Origin of the sequence: Streptomyces sp. NBC_01723 (assembly GCF_036246005.1) — a bacterium.
In the GTDB taxonomy this organism is placed as follows: Bacteria; Actinomycetota; Actinomycetes; order Streptomycetales; family Streptomycetaceae; genus Streptomyces.
This window is the reverse complement of the sequence record NZ_CP109171.1, coordinates 6,650,235-6,669,024: the sequence shown is the minus strand read 5'-3', so window position 1 is coordinate 6,669,024 and position 18,790 is coordinate 6,650,235. Positions and strand designations below refer to the sequence as shown.

The 18,790-nt window shown below is 75.0% G+C and carries 15 protein-coding genes; 6 read left to right on the top strand and 9 right to left on the bottom strand.

The window, feature by feature from the left end:
- Positions 1-11 precede the first annotated feature (11 nt).
- Positions 12-1,028: a hypothetical protein gene (locus tag OIE75_RS31355; RefSeq protein ID WP_307015854.1), complete on the top strand. Its 1,017-nt coding sequence runs from the start codon at positions 12-14 to the stop codon at positions 1,026-1,028.
- 6 nt (positions 1,029-1,034) lie between these two features.
- On the opposite strand, the gene lbuL is transcribed toward OIE75_RS31355, so the two are convergent.
- Together lbuL and OIE75_RS31345 are read right to left on the bottom strand one after the other, a co-directional pair.
- Complete coding sequence (lbuL, locus tag OIE75_RS31350) at positions 1,035-2,651, bottom strand: linear/branched/unsaturated fatty acid:CoA ligase LbuL (protein ID WP_329472944.1); 1,617 nt, start codon at positions 2,649-2,651, stop codon at positions 1,035-1,037.
- A complete protein-coding gene (locus OIE75_RS31345) occupies positions 2,648-4,318 on the bottom strand; it encodes an AMP-binding protein (protein WP_307015852.1) in 1,671 nt (556 codons plus the stop codon). Before OIE75_RS31345 ends, lbuL begins: the two co-directional genes overlap by 4 nt.
- 310 nt (positions 4,319-4,628) lie before the next feature.
- Here OIE75_RS31345 and OIE75_RS31340 point away from each other — a divergent pair, with 310 nt between their 5' ends.
- The 3 genes from OIE75_RS31340 to OIE75_RS31330 all read left to right on the top strand — a co-directional run bounded on the left by OIE75_RS31340 (position 4,629) and on the right by OIE75_RS31330 (position 9,429).
- Positions 4,629-5,465, top strand: a complete 837-nt coding sequence (locus tag OIE75_RS31340) for a helix-turn-helix transcriptional regulator (RefSeq protein WP_329472943.1) — start codon at positions 4,629-4,631, stop codon at positions 5,463-5,465.
- Positions 5,466-5,558: 93 nt separating this feature from the next.
- Entirely contained in the window at positions 5,559-8,444 is a 2,886-nt protein-coding gene (locus OIE75_RS31335; protein ID WP_329472942.1) for an ATP-binding protein, read from the top strand.
- A gap of 202 nt (positions 8,445-8,646) precedes the next feature.
- On the top strand, positions 8,647-9,429 hold the full coding sequence (locus tag OIE75_RS31330) for a S1 family peptidase (protein WP_329472941.1): 783 nt from the start codon (positions 8,647-8,649) through the stop codon (positions 9,427-9,429).
- Positions 9,430-9,533: 104 nt separating this feature from the next.
- Here OIE75_RS31330 and OIE75_RS31325 read toward each other — a convergent pair whose 3' ends face one another.
- The 5 genes from OIE75_RS31325 to OIE75_RS31305 all read right to left on the bottom strand — a co-directional run bounded on the left by OIE75_RS31325 (position 9,534) and on the right by OIE75_RS31305 (position 14,176).
- A complete protein-coding gene (locus OIE75_RS31325; protein WP_307015846.1) occupies positions 9,534-10,640 on the bottom strand; it encodes a winged helix DNA-binding domain-containing protein in 1,107 nt (368 codons plus the stop codon).
- Between the two features lie 145 nt (positions 10,641-10,785).
- Positions 10,786-11,106 carry a WD40 repeat domain-containing protein gene (locus OIE75_RS31320; protein ID WP_307015845.1) on the bottom strand — a complete coding sequence of 107 codons (321 nt, stop codon included), beginning with the start codon at positions 11,104-11,106 and terminating at the stop codon, positions 10,786-10,788.
- On the bottom strand, positions 10,995-11,813 hold the full coding sequence (locus OIE75_RS31315; protein WP_307015844.1) for an nSTAND1 domain-containing NTPase: 819 nt from the start codon (positions 11,811-11,813) through the stop codon (positions 10,995-10,997). The genes OIE75_RS31320 and OIE75_RS31315 overlap by 112 nt, the downstream gene beginning before the upstream one ends.
- Positions 11,797-13,068 (bottom strand): glycosyltransferase, encoded by a 1,272-nt coding sequence (locus OIE75_RS31310; RefSeq protein ID WP_329472940.1) that lies wholly within the window; start codon positions 13,066-13,068, stop codon positions 11,797-11,799. The genes OIE75_RS31315 and OIE75_RS31310 overlap by 17 nt, the downstream gene beginning before the upstream one ends.
- A gap of 73 nt (positions 13,069-13,141) precedes the next feature.
- The gene (locus OIE75_RS31305) at positions 13,142-14,176 is read right to left on the bottom strand and encodes a glycosyltransferase (protein WP_307015842.1); all 1,035 of its coding nucleotides are present in this window, start codon (positions 14,174-14,176) and stop codon (positions 13,142-13,144) included.
- A gap of 305 nt (positions 14,177-14,481) precedes the next feature.
- Between OIE75_RS31305 and OIE75_RS31300 the strand changes: the two genes are divergently transcribed.
- Together OIE75_RS31300 and OIE75_RS31295 are read left to right on the top strand one after the other, a co-directional pair.
- Positions 14,482-14,922: an SRPBCC family protein gene (locus tag OIE75_RS31300; protein ID WP_307015841.1), complete on the top strand. Its 441-nt coding sequence runs from the start codon at positions 14,482-14,484 to the stop codon at positions 14,920-14,922.
- Between the two features lie 85 nt (positions 14,923-15,007).
- Positions 15,008-15,871, top strand: coding sequence for an endonuclease/exonuclease/phosphatase family protein (locus OIE75_RS31295; RefSeq protein ID WP_329472939.1), 864 nt, complete (start codon positions 15,008-15,010; stop codon positions 15,869-15,871).
- A 62-nt stretch (positions 15,872-15,933) separates the two neighbouring features.
- Here OIE75_RS31295 and OIE75_RS31290 read toward each other — a convergent pair whose 3' ends face one another.
- Positions 15,934-17,085: an XdhC/CoxI family protein gene (locus OIE75_RS31290; protein WP_329472938.1), complete on the bottom strand. Its 1,152-nt coding sequence runs from the start codon at positions 17,083-17,085 to the stop codon at positions 15,934-15,936.
- 52 nt (positions 17,086-17,137) lie between these two features.
- Entirely contained in the window at positions 17,138-18,595 is a 1,458-nt protein-coding gene (locus tag OIE75_RS31285; RefSeq protein ID WP_307015838.1) for an NCS2 family permease, read from the bottom strand.
- Positions 18,596-18,790: the final 195 nt, after the last annotated feature.

The following is an 18,790-nucleotide window of genomic DNA, read 5'->3' as shown; positions in this document are numbered from 1 at the left end:
CGGGAGCCAGTATGAGTCGTACCACCCCACCGCGGCCGTTCGACGTGACCGCGCTCTTCCCTCAACTGGCCCCGCTGGCCCGCACGGCGACCCGGCTGCACCCTCGGGCCGGGTCCCCGTCGCGGCATGACAGTTCGGTCGGCGGGCCGCTGCTGTGGCCCGCCGACGAGCCGTGGCCGTACTGCGACGGCCCGCACGAGTGGGACGGGGTGAACGAGCCCACGTCACCGGAGGACGTGCGGGTGCAGCGGCGCATCAACGAGGCCGCGGCGTCCGGGTACACGCCCGAGGAGCGGGCGGTCCTCGAGCGGATCAGGGCCGGCCGCCCGTGGCCCGAGGGCCCGGTCGCCATGCTGCCCGTGGCGCAGCTGTACGTGCGCGACGTCCCCCTGCTCCGCCCGCCCGGGCGGGCCGACGCCGATCTGCTCCAGGTCCTGTGGTGTCCCTTCGACCACCCGACCCACCCCAGGACCGCGCTGTACTGGCGGTCCGCGGCGGAGGTCACCGACGTCCTCGGCTCACCTCCGGAGCCGCCCGCGGTCCAGCTCTCCGACTACGTGCCCCAGCCCTGCCTGCTCTCGCCCGAGGAGGTCACCGAGTACCCCCATTTCCTGGAGCTGGACAAGGAGTCGCAGGGGCGGCTGGCGGACTGGAGCAGGTGGGAGGCGGCCGGAGACGCCGTGGACAGCGCGTACTCCGTGGCGCCGCAGGAGTTCTACACCAACCACCTGTCCGTTTCTCCCGGCTGGAAGGCCGGCGGCTGGTCCCGCTGGGGCGTCACCGATCCCATGCCCCGGACCTGCTCCGCCTGCGGCACCGGCATGGACCCGCTGCTGACCATCGCCTCGACCGAGTGGAACAAGGGCACGGGGAGCTGGGCCCCCGAGGGGGACCAGGCCCGCGACCCGCTTCCCCCCGGCGTTCCTCCGGCGAACTACACCCGGGTCGTCGTCGCCGGCGGCTACGCCCTGCAGCTCCACGTCTGCCCGGTGTCCGCGGACCACCCGCACCTGGAGCTGGTCCAGTAGTCCCGCTCAGGCGGGCTTCGCGTACCGCTCCCGCAGCTCCACCTTGCGTACCTTCCCCGACACGGTCATGGGGAAGGCGTCGAGGAGCTGGAGGCGGCTGGGCACCTTGTAGTGGGCCAGCTGCCCGTCGCAGTACGCCCGCAGTTCCTCCAGGGTGAGCGGGTCGGCGGCGTCGCGCGGGACGACGCAGGCGAGGACCTCCTCGCCGTAGTGCTCGTGCGGTACGCCGACCACCTGGACGTCCGCGATCTTCGGGTGGGCGTAGAGGAACTCCTCGACCTCGCGCGGGTAGATGTTCTCGCCACCCCGGATGATCATGTCCTTGATGCGGCCGACGATCTCCACGTACCCGTCCTCGCGCATCACCGCGAGGTCCCCGGTGTGCATCCAGCGGCCCGCGTCGATCGCCTCGGCGGTCTTCTCGGGCTCGTCCCAGTAGCCGAGCATCACGCTGTAGCCGCGGGTGCGCAGTTCACCGGCGTCGCCGCGCGGCACGGTCACCCCGGTCACCGGGTCGACGACCTTGACCTCGATGTGCGGCAGGACCCGGCCGACGGTGCCGGTGCGGTGTTCGAGGTCGTCGTCCATGCGGGTCTGGAGGGAGACCGGGGAGGTCTCGGTCATGCCGTAGCAGATGGAGACCTCCTCCATGTGCATCTCGGCGACCACCCGCTTCATCACCTCCACCGGGCAGGGCGAGCCCGCCATGATGCCGGTGCGCAGGGAGGTCAGGTCGTACGAGGCGAAGTCGGGGAGGTTCAGCTCCGCGATGAACATCGTGGGGACGCCGTACAGGGACGTGCACCGTTCCCGCTGGACCGCCTCCAGCGTGGCGGCCGGCTCGAAGGACGGGCCGGGGATGACGATGCACGCGCCGTGCGAGGTGGCGCCCAGGTTGCCCATCACCATGCCGAAGCAGTGGTAGAAGGGCACCGGCAGACAGACCCGGTCCCGCTCCGTGTAGCCGACCGTGCGGCCCACCCAGTAGCCGTTGTTGAGGATGTTGTGGTGGGAGAGGGTGGCGCCCTTGGGGAAGCCGGTGGTGCCGGAGGTGTACTGGATGTTGACCGGGTCGTCGCAGCTCAGCCCCGCGGCGATCGCGGCCGGGCGGTCCTGCGGCACCCGCGCGGCGCCCTCGCGCAGCGCGTCCCAGGAGGGGTCGCCGATGTAGACGGTCTCGCGCAGCGCGGGGCACCGGCCGCGGACCTGCTCCACGATCGCCCGGTAGTCGCTGCCCTTGTGGGCGAGGGAGGCGACGAGGACGGTGATGCCCGACTGCTGGAGGACGTACTCCAGCTCGTGTGCCCGGTAGGCCGGGTTGACGTTCACCATGACGGCGCCGATGCGGGCGGTGGCGTACTGGACGAGGACCCACTCCGGGCAGTTGACCGCCCAGATGCCGACCCGGTCGCCCTGGGTGACGCCCTTCGCCAGCAGTCCGCGCGCCACCTCGTCGACGGCGGCGCCGAACTCGGCGTAGGTCCAGCGGCGTCCGGACGGTACGTCGACCAGGGCCTCGCGGTCCGGGTGGGCGGCGACCGCCCGGTCGAGGTTGGCGCCGATGGTGTCGCCGAGCAGGGGGGTGGTGCTGGTGCCGTGGGCGTACGACGGGGGTGGGGTCACCGGAAGTCCTCCTCGCGGTACTCGTTCGCGGAACCGGCCGCGGTGGCCTCGCGCAGCTCGATGCGGCGGATCTTGCCGGATACGGTCTTGGGCAGCTCGCCGAACTCCAGGCGGCGCAGGCGCTTGTAGGGGGCGAGGACTTCGCGGGAGTGCTCGAACAGCACCTTCGCGGTGTCCGGTCCCGGCTCCCAGCCCGCCGCCAGCACGACGTACGCCTTCGGCACGGCGAGGCGCAGCGCGTCCGGGGCCGGCACGACCGCCGCCTCGGCGACCGCCTCGTGCTCCAGCAGGGCGCTCTCCAGCTCGAACGGGGAGATCTTGTAGTCGGACGCCTTGAAGACGTCGTCGCTGCGGCCGACGTAGGTCAGGTAGCCGTCGGCGTCCCGGGAGCCGATGTCGCCGGTGCGGTAGTAGCCGCCGGCCATCGCCTCCGCCGTGCGGTCGGGGTCGCCGTGGTAGCCGGTCATCAGGCCGACGGGGTGCGCGGACAGGTCCAGGGCGATCTCGCCCTCGTCGGCGCCGGGGGCACCGGTGACCGGGTCCAGGAGTTCGACGCGGTAGCCGGGGCTGGGGCGGCCCATCGAGCCGGTCTTCAGCACCTGTCCGGGGCTGTTGGAGACCTGGACGGCGGTCTCGGTCTGGCCGAAGCCGTCCCGGACGGTCACGCCCCAGGCCTCGCGGACCTGTTCGATCACCTCGGGGTTGAGCGGCTCACCGGCGGCGACGACCTCGCGCGGGCGGTGAGCGAGCTGGGTGAGGTCGGCCTGGATGAGCATGCGCCACACGGTCGGCGGGGCGCAGAAGGTGGTCACCCCGGCCCGGTCCATCTCGGCCATCAGACGGGCCGCGTCGAACCGGGTGTAGTTGTACAGGAAGACGGTCGCCTCGGCGTTCCACGGCGCGAACAGGTTCGACCAGGCGTGCTTGGCCCAGCCGGGCGAGGAGATGTTCAGGTGCACGTCGCCGGGGAGCAGACCGATCCAGTACATGGTCGCCAGGTGGCCGACCGGGTAGGACACGTGGGTGTGCTCGACCAGCTTGGGGCGGGCGGTGGTGCCCGAGGTGAAGTACAGCATCAGCGGGTCGTCGGCGGCGGTGGGGCCGTCCGGGGTGAAGCCGGCGTCGGCGGTGTACACGTCCGCGTAGGGCAGCCAGCCGGGTGCCGTGCCGCCGACGGCGACGCGCGTGTAGTCGCCGGGCACGTCGTCGAACTTGCCGGCGTCCCCGGCGCGGACGATCACGTGCCGCACCTTGCCGCGGTCGACGCGGTCGCGCAGGTCGGCGGGGCCGAGCAGCGGGGTGGCCGGGATGACGACGGCGCGGAGCTTCATCGCGGCGAGCGCGGTCTCCCAGAGTTCGGTCTGGTTGCCGAGCATGACGAGGATGCGGTCCTCGGCCCGCACGCCCCACTCCCGCAGCCGGTTGGCGACCCGGTCGGAGCGGGCGGACATCTCGGCGAAGGAGACCCGGACCTCCGAGCCGTCCTCCTCGACGATGTGCAGCGCGGTGCGCTCGTTGCCGTCGGCGATGACGTCGAACCAGTCCAGCGCCCAGTTGAAGTCCCGGGGGCGGGGCCAGGTGAAGCCCTCGTAGGCGGCGGTGTAGTCCTCGCGGTGCTCCAGCAGGAAGTCCCGCGCGCTGCGGAACAGCTCCGTGGCCGTCGTCATCTGTCCTCCTTCGTGCCGGACCTTGCCGGGCGGCTCTCTGCCATCGTGTAATCCGTGATGCAGGTCTCACTACCCCCGAACGGGGGTGGGCGCCCCGGGACGGGTGCCAGGGGGTCTCGTTCGGATCAGGCCGACTCCGGACGACGGTGCCGTGTACTCGGCCCGAGCGGGGTCTGGTGCGTGCAGCTGCAAGGCGGAGGAGGGCGACAGGGCGGAGCCCTGGCAACCGACGACAACGCCGCAGATGTGCGTGCCAGACCCCGCGACCCCGGCAGGATCCGAACGAGACCCCCTAGGGAGGGCGGAACGGGTGGCGGTGGAGTCGGGGGACGGCGGGGAGATCCGGGGTGCGCTGGTGCGGCTGCGGCGGGCGACCGGGCTGCCGGTGGCCTTCGGCGGGCTGGTGGAGGCGGGCCGGCGGCAGGTGCGCATCAGCGAGCTGAGCGGCACGGCGACGGCCGCGCTCAGCGCCCTCGCGGTGACCTCGGGCAACGGGCTCGGCGGCCGGGCGGTGGCGCTGTCGCGGCCCTGCGCGGTGACGGACTACTCCGTATCCGCGCAGATCAGCCACGAGTACGACCGGCCCGTCGCCGCCGAGGGGCTGCGCTCGGTGCTGGCGGTCCCGGTGGTGGTACGGCGCCGGGTGCGCGGTGTGCTGTACGGCGCCCTGCGCACCGCGCAGCCGCTGGGCGACCGCACCCTGGGCGCGGCCGTGGCGGCGGCCCGGGACGTGGAGCAGGCGCTGGTGCTGCGGGACGAGAGGGACGAGCTGCTGGCGGCGGCCCGGCCCGGCCCGGGCCCCGACCCGGCGGACGCGGCGGGCTGGGAGCAGGTACGGGAGGCGCACACGGCGCTGCGGGCGCTGGCGCCCCGGATCGCGGACCCCGCGCTGCGCGAGGAGCTGCTGCGCGCCTGCGGCCTGCTGGCGCCCGGGGGCGGGCCGGGACCGGGACCCCGGCCCGCCCCGCGCGAGGTGGACGTGCTGGCCTGCGTGGCCGCGGGCGCGACGAACGTCGAGGCCGCGGAGCGGCTCGGGCTGGGCCCGGAGACCGTGAAGAGCTACCTGCGCTCGGCGATGCGCAAGCTGGGCGCCCGCACCCGCACGGAGGCGGTCGCCCGGGCCCGCCGGACGGGATGGCTGCCGTAGGGTGCGGAGCGGCCCGGGGATTTCCCGCCGCTCTTTGATTTCCGTGCCCGCCGGTTTGTTATTTGCCTCACCTCCTCGTCCCTCCTTAATCCAATGGCCCGTTGCCTAACATTGGCCCGGACACGACACTCGGAGGGAGCGGTCACCGTGCCACGGGACTTCGCGGAGTCTGCCGGATTCCGCTCCGACCTGGTCATCGGGCGGGAGGAGTCGTTCGGCGCGGCACGTGAGCAGCTGGCCCGGGGCGGCAGTGTGTTGCTGCACGGGCCCGCCGGAATTGGAAAGTCGACCGTCCTGCGCACCCTGGCGGCGGAATATGCCCGCACCTCGCACACCGTGTTGCGCTGCTCGGCCACGGAGTCCGAATCACATCTCCCCTTCCTCGCCCTGGCCGACCTCCTGGGCCTGGTCCTGGACGACGTGTCCCAAACGCTGCCCGCCGCGCAGCGCACCGCGCTGGAGTCGGCGCTCACCGGCCGCGGCGAGTCCACCCTCCAGCGCGACGGCCTGGCGCTGCGGCTGGCGGTGCTGTCCGCCCTGCGCGCCCTCGCCGCCGCGGGCCCCGTCCTCGTCGTCGCCGACGACCTCCAGTGGCTGGATCCGGCCAGCGCGGAACTCCTCGGCTTCGCCGCCCGGCGCCTGGGCGAGACCCCGGTGCGACTGCTGTGCGCGGTGCGGACCGAGGGGCCCGAGACGGAGGACGCCGCGTACGACCGCCATCTGCGCGCCTCCCCGCCGGACACCCGCGCGGTCCGCCTCGGCCCGCTGACCCGCGCCCAGGTCGCGACGCTGCTCGGCGAACGCGGCTACGCGGGCCTGCACCGGGCCACGGTCCGCGACATCCACCGCACCAGCGGCGGCAATCCGCTCTTCGCCCTGGAACTGGGCCGGGCGCTGGCCGAGAGCCCCGCGGCGCCCCGGCCCGGCGAGCCGCTGCCGGTGCCGACCTCGCTGCGCGCCCTGGTCCTCTCCCGCCTGGAGATGCTGTCGGACGAGGCCCGCCGCACCCTGCTGGTGGCCAGCGCCGGAGCCCGCCCGACGCCCGCCCTGCTGCGCGCGGCCGGCCGGGAGAACGCCGAGGCCGAGACGGCCCAGGCGGCGGCGCTGGGACTGCTGGCGACCGACCCGGAGGGCCCGACCGTACGGTTCGCGCACCCGCTCATCTCGGCCGCGCTGTACGCCGAGGCCCCGGCGCCCGAGCGGCGGGCCGCGCACGCCGCGCTGTCCACGGCCGCCTCCGACCCGATCGAGCGCGCCCGGCACCTCGCCCTGGCCACCACCGGCACCGACCCCGAGGTCGCGGCGCGGCTGGCGGAGGCCGCCTCGCTGGCCCGGGACCGCGGGGCGCCGTCGGTGGCCGCCTCGCTCGGGCTGCTCGCCGCCCGGCACACCCCGGCGGACAGCGCGCCGGGACCGGACGAACGCCGGGTGGCGGCCGCCGAGGACGCGATCACGGCGGGCGAGCAGGATCTCGCCCGGGACATCGCCCGCGAGGTGCTGACCCGGGCCACCGCCCCCGGCGACCGGGTCCGCGCCTGGATGGTGGTGATCGAGGCCGCCGGGCAGGCCATCGGCGAGGTCGACGCCGTCTTCCCGCAGGCCCTTGCCGACGCGGGCGACGACCCGCGGCTGCTCGCCCAGGTCCACTACCAGCTGGCCTGGCGCTCCTTGGTGGTGCAGGGCGACTTCGCCCAGGGCCGGGAGGAGGCCGCGCACGCCGCCCGGCTGGCGGCGCGGGGCGCCGACCGGCGCACCGAACTGCTCGCGCTGGCGTTCCAGGCCCAGTGCGAGACCCTGATGGGGCATCCGGACGCCCCGGCGACCATCGGGCGGGCGCTGGCCGAGCCGCAGGACCCGCGGGTGGCGTGCCACCACAACGGGGCCGGATCGTCCCGGTTCCGGTGGCTGGTGATGAGCGACCGGCTGGCCGAGGCGCGGGCCACCGTCACCACGCTGCTGCGTGAGGTGCGCCGCCGCGGCATGGCCGAGAGCGAGGTCCACTACCTGCGCTTCCTGGCCGAGACCGAGCTGCACTCCGGGCACTGCGGCCGGGCCCTGGAGCTGGCGCGGGAGAGCCTGACGCTGGCCCGGGACGCGGGCATCGGCGAGGGTGCCGGCGCGATGCAGGCCGCGCTCGCCGAGGCCGCGGGCGGCGACCCGGGCCGGGCCCTCGAGCTGGCGCGGGAGGCGGTGCGGCGGGCGGAGGAGGACGGCGACGCCGTGTACCTGTCGCGGGCGCTGGCCGCGCTCGGCCACGCGAACCTGGTGGCGGGCGACGCGGGTGCGGCGGTGCGGGCGCTGCGCCGGGTGCGGGACTTGGAGGCCGGGGCGGGCATCACCGACCCGGCGCGCGGACGGTGGCAGGGTGATCTGGCGGAGGCGCTGGTGCGGACCGGCGAGCCGGCCGAGGCGATGGACGTCATCGAGGTCAGCCGCGCGCACGCGCTGCGGCTCGGGCGGGGCAGCGTGCTCGCCGTGCTGGACCGGGCGGAGGCCCTGGTGCGCGCGGGCCGGGGCGAACACCGGGCGGCCGTCGCGCGGTTGACGTCGGCGCGGGAGCGGCTGGCCGGGCTGGGGTACGGCCTGGAGGAGGCGCGGGCCGCCTTCGCGCTGGCCGAACTGCACGCCGAACGGCCGGGCCGGGCCCCGGGGGCGGCGGCGTACGACGAGGCGACGCGGCTGTTCCGGCGCTGCCGGGCGCTGCCCTGGCTGGAGCGGGTGGAGGCGGCCGTCGCGGCGCGGTCGGCCGGGCCGTCCCCGGCACCGGCCGCCGCGCCGGACGGTCTCGCGGGGCTGGCCGCGATGGAGCGTCAGGTGGCCGCGCTGGTCATGGAGGGCGCGACGAACCGGGAGATCGCCGCCCGGCTCTTCGTCAGCGTCAAGACCGTCGAGGCGACCCTGACCCGGGTCTACCGCAAGCTCGGGATCCGGTCCCGGGTCGATCTCGTCCGGCTGGCGGCGGGCGGGCGAACGGACTGAGAACGGCGGGGGTTTACCGGCCACGCACCGAGGGTTTTCCCTGCCCGCCTCCCCTAGGGGGTTCCCCCATTGGGGTGCCCCGACCGCCGGTTCTAGCGTGAACACGTGCCGCTCGCCCGGGCATACGGGGGTCGGTCCCGAGACCCCCGTGCAACCCCCCACGCCCGTGCGACCCCCCACCGGCAACCCCTTGAGGAGACTCATGTTCGGGCTCACCCGCGCCAGATCGGCAGCCGCCGTGCTGGCCACCGCCGGCGCAGCCGCGCTGCTCGCCGCCCCTTCCGCCGTCGCCGCGCCACAGCCGATCGTCGGCGGCACCACCACCACGACGGCCGCCTACCCGTACGTCATGCAGGTCACCGACGCCTCCCAGAACCAGTTCTGCGGCGGCACCCTCGTCTCACCCACCAAGGTCGTCACCGCCGCCCACTGCATGGCCGGCGAGAGCGCCCGCAACGTCCGCGTGGTCGGCGGACGCACCTACCTCAACGGCTCGAACGGCACGGTCGCCCGGGTCAGCCGGATCTGGGTGCACCCGGACTACACCGACGCCACCAACGGCGACGACGTGGCGGTGCTGACGCTGGCTTCGTCGATGCCGTACACCCCGGCGAAGTACGTCTCCTCCTCGGACACCTCGGTCTACGCCGCCGGCAACGAGGCCCGGGTGCTCGGCTGGGGCACCACCCGGGAGAACGGCGGTTCCTCCAACCAGCTGCGGACCGCGACCGTGCCGGTCGTCTCCGACTCGGACTGCGGCGGCTCGTACGGCTCCGACTTCGTCGCGAGCGACATGGTGTGCGCCGGGCTGCCGTCCGGCGGCGTGGACACCTGCCAGGGCGACAGCGGCGGGCCCCTGATCATCGGGGGCGTCCTGGCAGGGGTCACCTCCTGGGGCGAGGGCTGCGCGAGGGCCGGTTATCCGGGGGTCTACTCCCGGCTGACCACGTTCTCGGACCAGGTGACCGCGCAGGTCACCTCGTAGCCCCGCCCCGGCAGGTCTCCTGACCTCCTGAGTACTCCTCAGGTGCAAGCCAGGGGGCGTTGCGAGCCTCCACGAGCGGCCCGCAACGCCCCCTCTCCAATGCGTCAGCCGCGTACCGTCCCGAAGCGGACGCCGTACGCGGCTTCCGGCTGCATGACGGCCAGCATCCGCTCCCCCTCGGCCACGACCTCGGCCCGGCGCTCCTCGGGCAGGCGGTCGAAGGGTTCGACGACGAGGGCGTCCTCCTCGGTCTTCCACAGTCCGGCCACGAAGCCGTCGACGAGGAGGACGCGGTGGGCCTGGTTCCCCGTCCAGGTACGGCCCTTGTGGGCGGGCGGGACCACGCGGGTGCGGTCGGCGTGGGAGAGCAGCAGGTTGTCGAACTCGGGCAGGAAACGCGGCGGGGCCGGGGTGTCCGGGTCGGGGCGCGGCGCGTCCGGGAGGTCGAAGAGTTCGGTGCCGTCCGGGGCGCGGAAGGTGACGAGCCGGGGACGGAGCCGGTCGAAGGCGTCCCGCAGCCGGGTCAGGCCCGCCCACGTCTGCATGTCCTTCACGGAGGCGGGTCCGAAGGCGCCGAGGTAGCGCAGGACCGTGTCGTCCGGTGCGGGCGCGGGCTGTGCGGGGCGGCCGAACCAGTGCTCGGCGGTGGTGAGCGTGACCTGGCCGCTCCTGCCCCACAGTCCGCGCGGAGTGACCTGGACGAGGGGGAGGCGGCAGCGGGCGGCGACGGCCAGGGACTGCGGGTCGGCGTCGGGCCACTCGGCGAGCAGGGCCTCGCGCAACTGGGCCATGGTGCGCGGCTCGGCCTCGACCAGTCCTCGGGCGTGGTCGGCGAGCCGGTCCAGGTCGACGCCCGCCAGGCCCTTGCGGAAGGCGTGCAGCTCCCGGTCCCGGGCGGCCTGCACCAGGGGTCGCAGGGTGAGGCAGTCGTCGGCGGTGTGGGTGTGGATGGTCGAGCGCATGGTGACGAGGCGGGCGACCCGTCGGCCGGCCATCGCCTCCGACAGGTCCTCGGGCGTGAAGCCGTCGAGGCGGGCGGCGAGCGCGTAGTAGGGGGGTTTGACGTTCTGGGCCTGGAGTCCGACGAGATGCGCGACGGCGGCCTCGGCGGACAGGGCCGCGCGGCGCAGCAGCAACTGCCGGGCGAGGGTGGCGCGGTTGAGGGCGCGGATGCCGAGGACGGGGGCGCTCGTGCCTGCCTTGGTCGTCATGGGGGCACGGTAGCGGGGCTCGCGGAGCCCGGTCCGGGGCTCCGTCCGCGCCGGAGCGCCGCGTGCGGCCGGGCGGGCGCCCGCGGGCGGGGTGACCCGGGCTTCCGGGGCGGGGCCGTGTGTGGGTGACCGTGGGCCGAGGGCGCTACCGGCAGGTGGGCCGGCAGGCGAGCTGCGGCAGCAGTTCGTGCCAGCGGGCGGGGGTGAGGTCGCCGCCGGTGCGGGCGCAGACGGGCCGGACGACCCGGTCCGTGTCCAGGGTCCAGATCCCGGCCGTCAGGTCGTCGCCGGCGGAGGCCAGGGTGTCGCCGCCGGGCGCGAACGCGACCGAGGTGACCGTGTCCAGGTGGCCGGTCAGGGGGCCGCCGAACGCCTCGTCGTGGGCGGGGTCGGCCACGTTCCACAGGCGTACGGCGTGGTCCTCGCCGCCGCTCGCGAGGGTCCGCCCGTCGGGGGCGAAGTCCACGGCGCTGCCGATGCCCTGGTGTCCGGGCAGCCGGGTGGACAGCACCCGGCCCGCGTCCGTGGTGAGCGCGCCGTCGCGAGTTCGGGGGTGGAGCGCATGCCGAGCGCGGCGGCGTCGAGCCGGGCGGACAGGGGGGTGCTGGTGGGGCGCAGCCGGTCGGCCTCGGCGGTGATCCGGCCGAAGACGGCGTCGTCCCGCTCGGCCCGGGCGGTGTCGCGCGGTCTGAGGGCGACGACGGCGGTGCCGGACGCGACCGGCACCAGCAGGGCGAGCGCGGCCGGCAGCCCGCGCCGCAGCCACACCGCGCGCCGCCGCCGGCCGGTCGAGGCGGCCAGGAACTCGCGCTCCGTCGGCGTGAGTTCGGCGTGGTGGTCGGGCTGGAACGCGTCGTGGTCGGGCTGGAACGCGTCGTGGTCGGCGGCCAGGCGGGAGTCCGCGTAGAGGGCGGCGTTCTCCCGGCCGAGGCCGGTCCAGGTGCGGGCGGCCTCGGAGCGGACGCGGTGGACGCGCAGCCGGTCGCGTTCGGGGTCGGTCCAGCCGCGCAACCTGGGCCAGGCGGTGATCAGCGCTTCGTGGGCGAGTGCGACGGTGCCGTCGTCGAGGGTGAGCAGCCGGGCGCGGACCAGCCGGTCCAGGACGGCGCGGGTGCCGTCCGGGTCGGGTCGGCTCGGGTACTTCGGCAGTCTGCCGTCACGGATGGCCGTCACGCCCTCCGGCGCCGATGTGCGCGAGGCCTTCGAGCCGGTCGTCGGGCGCTGACGGGCCGGTCGCCGGGGGCGGTTCGGGCAGGGCCAGGCGGTAGACCTGTTCCACCGCGTCGGCGACCCGGGCCCAGGTGTGGTGGCGCAGGACCCGTTCGCGGCCGTTCCTGCCGTACTGGCGGCGCAGCCGTTCCTCGGCGAGGAGCGCGCGGACGGCGTCCGCGAGGGCAGCGGGGTCCTCCGGCGCGACCAGGCGGCCGGTGCTGCCGTCCGCCACGCAGTCGCGGTGGGCGCCGACGTCGGTGGCGAGGACGGGCACCCCGCACGCCATGGCCTCCAGCGGCACGAAGCCGAACGGTTCCTGGACGGGGGTGCACAGCACCAGGTCGGCGCTGCGGAGCAGGGCGGGCATGTCGTCCGGGGGGACCGCGCCGAGCAGCCGGACCCGGTCGGCGACACCGGTGCGGCGGGCCAGCGCGGTCAGGCGCCGGGCCTCCGGGTCGGCCGCCACGGCACCGGCCGGCGGGCCGCCCGCGACGAGGAGTTCGGCGTCGGAGATCTCGGCGAGGGCGCGGACGGCATGGTCGTAGCCCTTGCCGGGCACCAGCCGTCCGCAGGCGAGCAGCCGGTGCCGTTGGCGGCGTTCGGGGGTGCGGCCGGTGTCGGCGGCGGGGTGGAAGTGCTCGGCGTCCACTCCGCAGGGCACCACCGACACCCGGCGGGCGGGTACGCCCAGGGCGCCGAGGGCGTCGGCCTCGTCGGTGCTGACGGCCAGGGCGCGTCGGCAGGCGCGGCCGAGCAGCCGTTCGGCGCCGACGCGTTCGGGCGGGCCGCCGGTGCCGGTGCCGGTGCCGGTGCCGGTGCCGAGGGTGTGGAAGGTCTGCACGAGGGGGATGCCGTGCGGCCGTACGCCGGTCCGCGCGGCCAGGCCGGAGAGCCAGAAGTGGGCGTGCACCACGTCGGGTGCCTCCCGGGCCCAGACCCGGGCCAGGTGTGCGCCGAAGCTGCCCATATGCGGCAGGAGCCCGTCCACGGGCAGCGCCTGGGGCGGGCCGGCCGGCACGTGCTCGACGACCACGCCGCCGGGCAGCGCGACCCGGGCGGGCAGGTCGGCGGCGTCGCGGCGGGTGTGCACCGTGACGTCGTGTCCGCGCGCCGCCAGCTCCTCGGCGAGGCGGGCCACGTAGACGTTCAGCCCACCGGCGTCACCGCCGGGCTCGCTGAGGGGGCTCGCGTGCCCGGACACCATGGCGATCCTCATCGGGTCACCTCCTTGGGGGGCCGTTCCCGGCGCCGGCGGTCGGGCCGTTCGGGACGGCCGGGCTTCGGGGGGCTCATGCGGGCCTCTCCCGCCAGGCGGGGGCGTTGCGGTGGCACCACAGGCCGCTGAGCCGGTGCCAGGTCGCGGTGGGCGGGATGAGCGCGCTGGTGACCAGCACAGTCGTGACCTCGTGGCGGGTGCGCGGGCCGGGCGCGATGCGGGCCCAGGCGAACTCGGCGGTGCCGGCCGCCCAGCCGAGGCCGGTGACGGCCGCGGCGCGGGGCCGCCCGGCGACGGTGAGGGCCAGGGTCGCGGCGCCCGCCGCGGTGATCGCCGCGTGGCGCCGGATCCGGCCCCGGGGCGCCACCGCCTTGGCCCACCAGTCGGGGCCGTGCAGCCGTCGCATGAGGGCGTCGTCGGCGTTGGCCCGCTGCTGCCCCAGGGAGACCCAGCGGGCGGCGGGCGGTACGGGGTGCCGGGTGGTGCGGCGGCCCCGCCGGATGCGCCACCCGGCGTCGAGGACGCGCAGCGCGAGGTCGGCGTCCTCCCGGAAGGCGCGGGTGAAGCGTTCGTCGAAGCCGCCCACCTGCCGGAGCACGACGGTGCGATACGCCATGTCGGCGTTGGTCCAGCGGGCCCGGGCGAGCCCCGCGGTGTCGCGCTCCCAGTCGGTGGGGCGGCGCTCGCCGGGCAGCGGGACGGCGATCACCCCCTGCACGGCACCGGTGTCGGGAGCCGCCTCGGCGAGGTCCTGAATCAGCTCCCCGCACCAGTGCGGGCCGACCTGGACGTCGTCGTCGAGGAACGCGGTCCAGGGCGCGGTGACCGCGCGGAGCCCGGTGTTGCGGGCGGCGGCGGGGCCGCGTCCGCCGCTGCGCAGGACCACCGTGCGCTCGCGCAGGTCGCCGAGGACGGTCAGCGGGTGTTCCAGCGCGCCCGGGTCGGCGCGGGACCCGGGCCGGTCGTCGACCAGGACGATCTCGTCGGGGCCGGGACCGGTCGCGGCGGCCAGCGCGGCCAGGCAGTCGGCCAGGGAGTCGCGGACGAGAGTGGGGACGACGACGGCGTAGCCGTTCCCGGGTCCCGCGCCGCCCTGTCCGGCGCTCATGCGGCAGCCCTTCCCCGGCGCGCCGCGGTGCCGGGGCGCTGCGGCGGGTGGCGCGGGTCGTGGGACGGGGCGTCGGTACCGATGTTGCGCATGAGGGGTGCTCCGAGCGGCGAGGTGTCGCGGGGGTCCGTCTCGGCTTCGCGGGTGCCGCGGCGCGGGCGCCTCAAACGCTCACGGACGCACTCCGTTTCCGGACATGCGTCCACATGTCACCGAGCGTGAGGTCCGCGGATGGGCTGCTGGTGGGCGCGGCACCGCCCGGACGGCCGAGGCAGCCCGGGGCCCGCGTTCCCTACGATCGTCGCGTGGTCATCTTCTCGCTGGAACGCACCGCCCCACTCCCCCTCGACGAGGCGTGGCGGCGCCTCACCACCTGGTCCCGCCACGGCGACGCCGTACCGCTGACCCGGGTCACCGTCGAGACGCCCGGGCCCACCCGCCGGGGCACGGTGATCGTGGCCCGCACCGGCGGCGGTCCGTTCGCCTTCGACGACCGGATGGAGGTCACCGTCTGGCAGCCGCCCGGGGACGACACGCCGGGCCGGTGCCGGCTGGAGAAGCGCGGCCGGCTGGTGCGGGGGTGGGCCGAGATCGAGGTGCGCCCGGGTCCCGGCGGCCGGACCCGGGTCCTGTGGCGCGAGGAACTGGACGTCCGGCTGCTGCCGTCCGCCTTCGACCGCGCGCTCGGCGGGTCGGGGCGCTACGTCTTCGGCCGCGCGGTCAACCAACTGCTGCGCCGACCGTGAACCCGGGGTGGCGGACGAGGTACGGCCCGGCGACGAGTTCGCGCGGCGCGGCTCGCGGCGCCCGATTCCCGCGTACCGTGCCGTCATGTCTGCCAGAGCGCGCACCTTCGTCCAACTGTCCGTCGCCGGAGCCCTGTTGACGCTGGCCGTGGCGGCACCGCCCGCCTCTGCCGGTCAGGGTCACACCGTTCCGCTGCGCATCGCCACCTACAACATCCATGCCGGCACGGGCTCGGACGGCGTCTTCGACCTCGACCGGCAGGCCGCCGCGCTGCGCGCCCTCGACGCGGACGTGATCGGCCTCCAGGAGGTCGACGTGCACTGGGGTGACCGCAGCCAGGGGCTCGACGTGGCCGGGGAGTTGGCGCGGCGGCTGGGGATGCGGGTGTCGTTCGCGCCGATCTACAGCCTCGACCCCGTGACGGCGGGCGGCCCCCGGCGCGAGTACGGCGTGGCGGTGCTGTCCCGCTTCGCGATCCGGTCCGAGGCGAACCACGAGATCACGCGCCTGTCCACGCAGGACGAGAACCCGGTGCCGGCTCCCGCGCCCGGGTTCGGCGAGGTGACGCTCAAGGTGCGCGGGGTGCCGGTGCAGGTGTTCGTGACCCACCTCGACTACCGGGCCGACCCGGCCGTGCGGGTCGTGCAGGTCGCCGACACGCGGCGCATCATGGCCCGGGAGCGGGCGGCCCGGCCCGGGGCGCGCCAGGTGCTGCTCGGCGACTTCAACGCCGAGCCGACGGCCCCCGAGCTGGGGCCGCTGTGGCGGGAGCTGCGCGACGCCGGGACGGGCACCGGTGGCACGTTCCCGGCCGCGGCCCCCGTGAAGCGGATCGACTACGTGACCGTGGGCAGGGGCGTGCGGGTACGCGGCGCTGCCGTACCGGAGGAAGCGGTGGCCTCGGACCACCGGCCGGTGGTGGCGGACGTGTCCCTGACGCGCCGCTGACGGGGCGGGGGCTGCCCGGATTCGCTTCCGCCCGGCGTAGACGACGCTCGTGATCGATACGCCTAGGCCACCGACCCGATCCGCCCCGCCGGTGTCGTCGGGCCGTCGTGGTGGATCGGGGTGTGGGCGCCGGTCAGGGAGGCGCCGGTGCCGCCGCGGCGGGTGGCGACGATCTCGGCGGCGATGGAGAGGGCCGTCTCCTCGGGGGTGCGGGCGCCGAGGTCGAGGCCGATGGGCGACCTGAGGCGGGCCAGCTCCAGGTCGCTCACGCCGACCTCGCGCAGGCGCGCGTTGCGGTCCAGGTGGGTGCGGCGCGAGCCCATCGCGCCGATGTACGCCACCGGCAGCCGCAGCGCCAGCTTGATCAGCGGGATGTCGAACTTGGCGTCGTGGGTCAGCACGCACAGCACCGTGCGCGCGTCGACCTCCGTGCGCCGCAGGTACTCGTGGGGCCACTCGACGACGATCTCGTCGGCGTCCGGGAAGCGGAGCCGGGTCGCGAAGACGGGGCGGGCGTCGCACACCGTCACGTGGTAGCCGAGGAACTTTCCGGCGCGGACCAGCGCGGAGGCGAAGTCGATCGCACCGAAGACGATCATGCGGGGGGCGGGCACCGAGGACTCGATCAGCAGCGTGAGCGGCGCACCGCAGCGCGAGCCCTGCTCACCGATCTCCAGCGTGCCCGTGCGGCCGGCGTCCAGGAAGGCGCCCGCCTCGGCGGCCACCGTCCGGTCCAGTTCGGGGTGGGCGCCGAACCCGCCGGCCCGGGAGCCGTCCGGGTGGACGAGGAGCGCGCGGCCCATCAGCTCCGCCGGACCGCTCACGACCCGCGCCACCGCCGCCGCCTCCCCCCGTGCGGAGGCGGCGAGCGCGGCGGCGAGCACCGGTCGGGCGGGGTCCGCCGCCCGTACCGGAGTCACGAGGATGTCGATGACCCCGCCGCAGGTCAGACCCACGGCGAAGGCGTCCTCGTCGCTGTAGCCGAAGCGCTCCAGGACGGTTTCGCCGTCCTCCAGCGACTGCCGGCACAGCTCGTACACGGCCCCTTCCACGCAGCCACCGGAGACCGAGCCGATCGCCGTGCCCCCGGCGTCCACCGCGAGGGCGGCGCCGGGCTGGCGGGGGGCGCTGCCGCCGACGGCCACCACGGTGGCCACGGCGAAGTCGCGTCCCTGCTCGACCCACCGGTTCAGCTCGTCGGCGATGTCCAGCATCTGTCGGTCCTCCTGAGACAAGGGGTACGTGAAAGGGTTCCCGTCGTGGCGGCTAGTGCACGCCCAGCCAGCTCTCGATCGGGTTGAGGGCGAAGTAGACGACGAAGATCACCGTCAGGGCCCACATGAACGCGCCGATCTCCCGGGTCTTGCCCTGGGCGACCTTGATGGCGACGTAGGAGATCACTCCGGCGGCGACACCCGCCGTGATGGAGTACGTGAACGGCATCAGGACGACGGTCAGGAAGACCGGGATCGCGGTGGCCCGGTCGGCCCAGTCCACGTGGCGGGCGTTCATCATCATCATCGCGCCGATGACGACCAGGGCGGCGGAGGCCACCTCCTGCGGCACGATCGCGGTGATCGGCGTGAAGAAGAGGCAGGCCGCGAAGAACGCGCCGGTGACGACCGACGCGAGCCCGGTGCGGGCGCCCTCGCCGACGCCGGTGGCCGACTCCACGAAGACGGTCTGGCCGGAGCCGCCCGCCACACCGCCGACGGCGCCGCCGGCGCCGTCGATGAAGAGCGCCTTCGACAGGCCCGGCATGCGGCCCTTGTCGTCGGCGAGCTTGGCCTCGGTGCCGACGCCGATGATGGTGGCCATCGCGTCGAAGAACCCGGCCAGCACCAGCGTGAAGACGATCATGCCGACCGTCATCGCGCCGACCTGGCCCCAGCCGCCGAACTCCAGGGTCCCGAAGAGCGAGAAGTCCGGCATGGAGACCGCACTGCCGTGCAGTTCCGGAGCACCGTTCGCCCACTGCTTGGGGTCGATGACCCCGGTGGCGTTCAGCACCGCCGCGACGATGGTGCCGGTGACGATGCCGATCAGGATCGCGCCCGGGGTGTTGCGCGCCTGGAGCATGAAGATCAGGAGCAGCGTGCCCGCGAAGAGCAGCACGGGCCAGCCGGCGAGTTCACCGGCGGGGCCGAGGGTGAGCGGGGTCGCCTCGCCGGCGTGCACGAAGCCGCCCTTGACCAGGCCGATGATGGCGATGAAGAGGCCGATGCCCATCGTGATGCCGTGCTTGAGGGCGAGCGGGATCGCGTTCATGATCATCTCGCGCAGCCCGGTGACCACGAGCAGCATGATGACCACGCCGTACATCACGCACATGGCGAAGGCCTGGCCCCAGGTCATCTGGGGGACGACCTGGCCGGCGATGACGCCGGACACCGAGAGCCCGGCGGCCAGGGCCAGCGGCACCTTGCCGATGAAGCCCATGAGGAGCGTGGTGACCGCCGCGGCGAGCGCCGTCGCGGTGATCAGGGCCTTCTGGCTCAGGGTGTCGCCCGCGACGTCCTTGCCGCCGAGCAGAACCGGGTTGAGCAGGACGATGTACGCCATCGCCATGAAGGTGGTGATGCCGCCGCGCACCTCACGCGCGACCGTGGATCCTCTGTGCGATATGTGAAAGTACCGGTCGAGCCAAGACCGGCCGGAGGGGACGCGGGAACCCGCGCCCGCTTCCTCGGCGGTGGTCTTGGGCTCCACTGACTGCTGGGTCATGGGGCCGTCTCCCAAGGTTCAAAGGGGCACCCGCGCGTGCCGCTGGGGCGGCTGCGGGGATTTGGGATGTGCACGACCCGGGGGACGGCCCGAGACGAACGCATGTGGGTTGGTACTTCGAGGCCCGCGAGCGGGACGGGACCCGGTCGGCGCTCCGGGCGGCGCGGAGTGTGTGACGTTCCGTGCGCCGCCCGG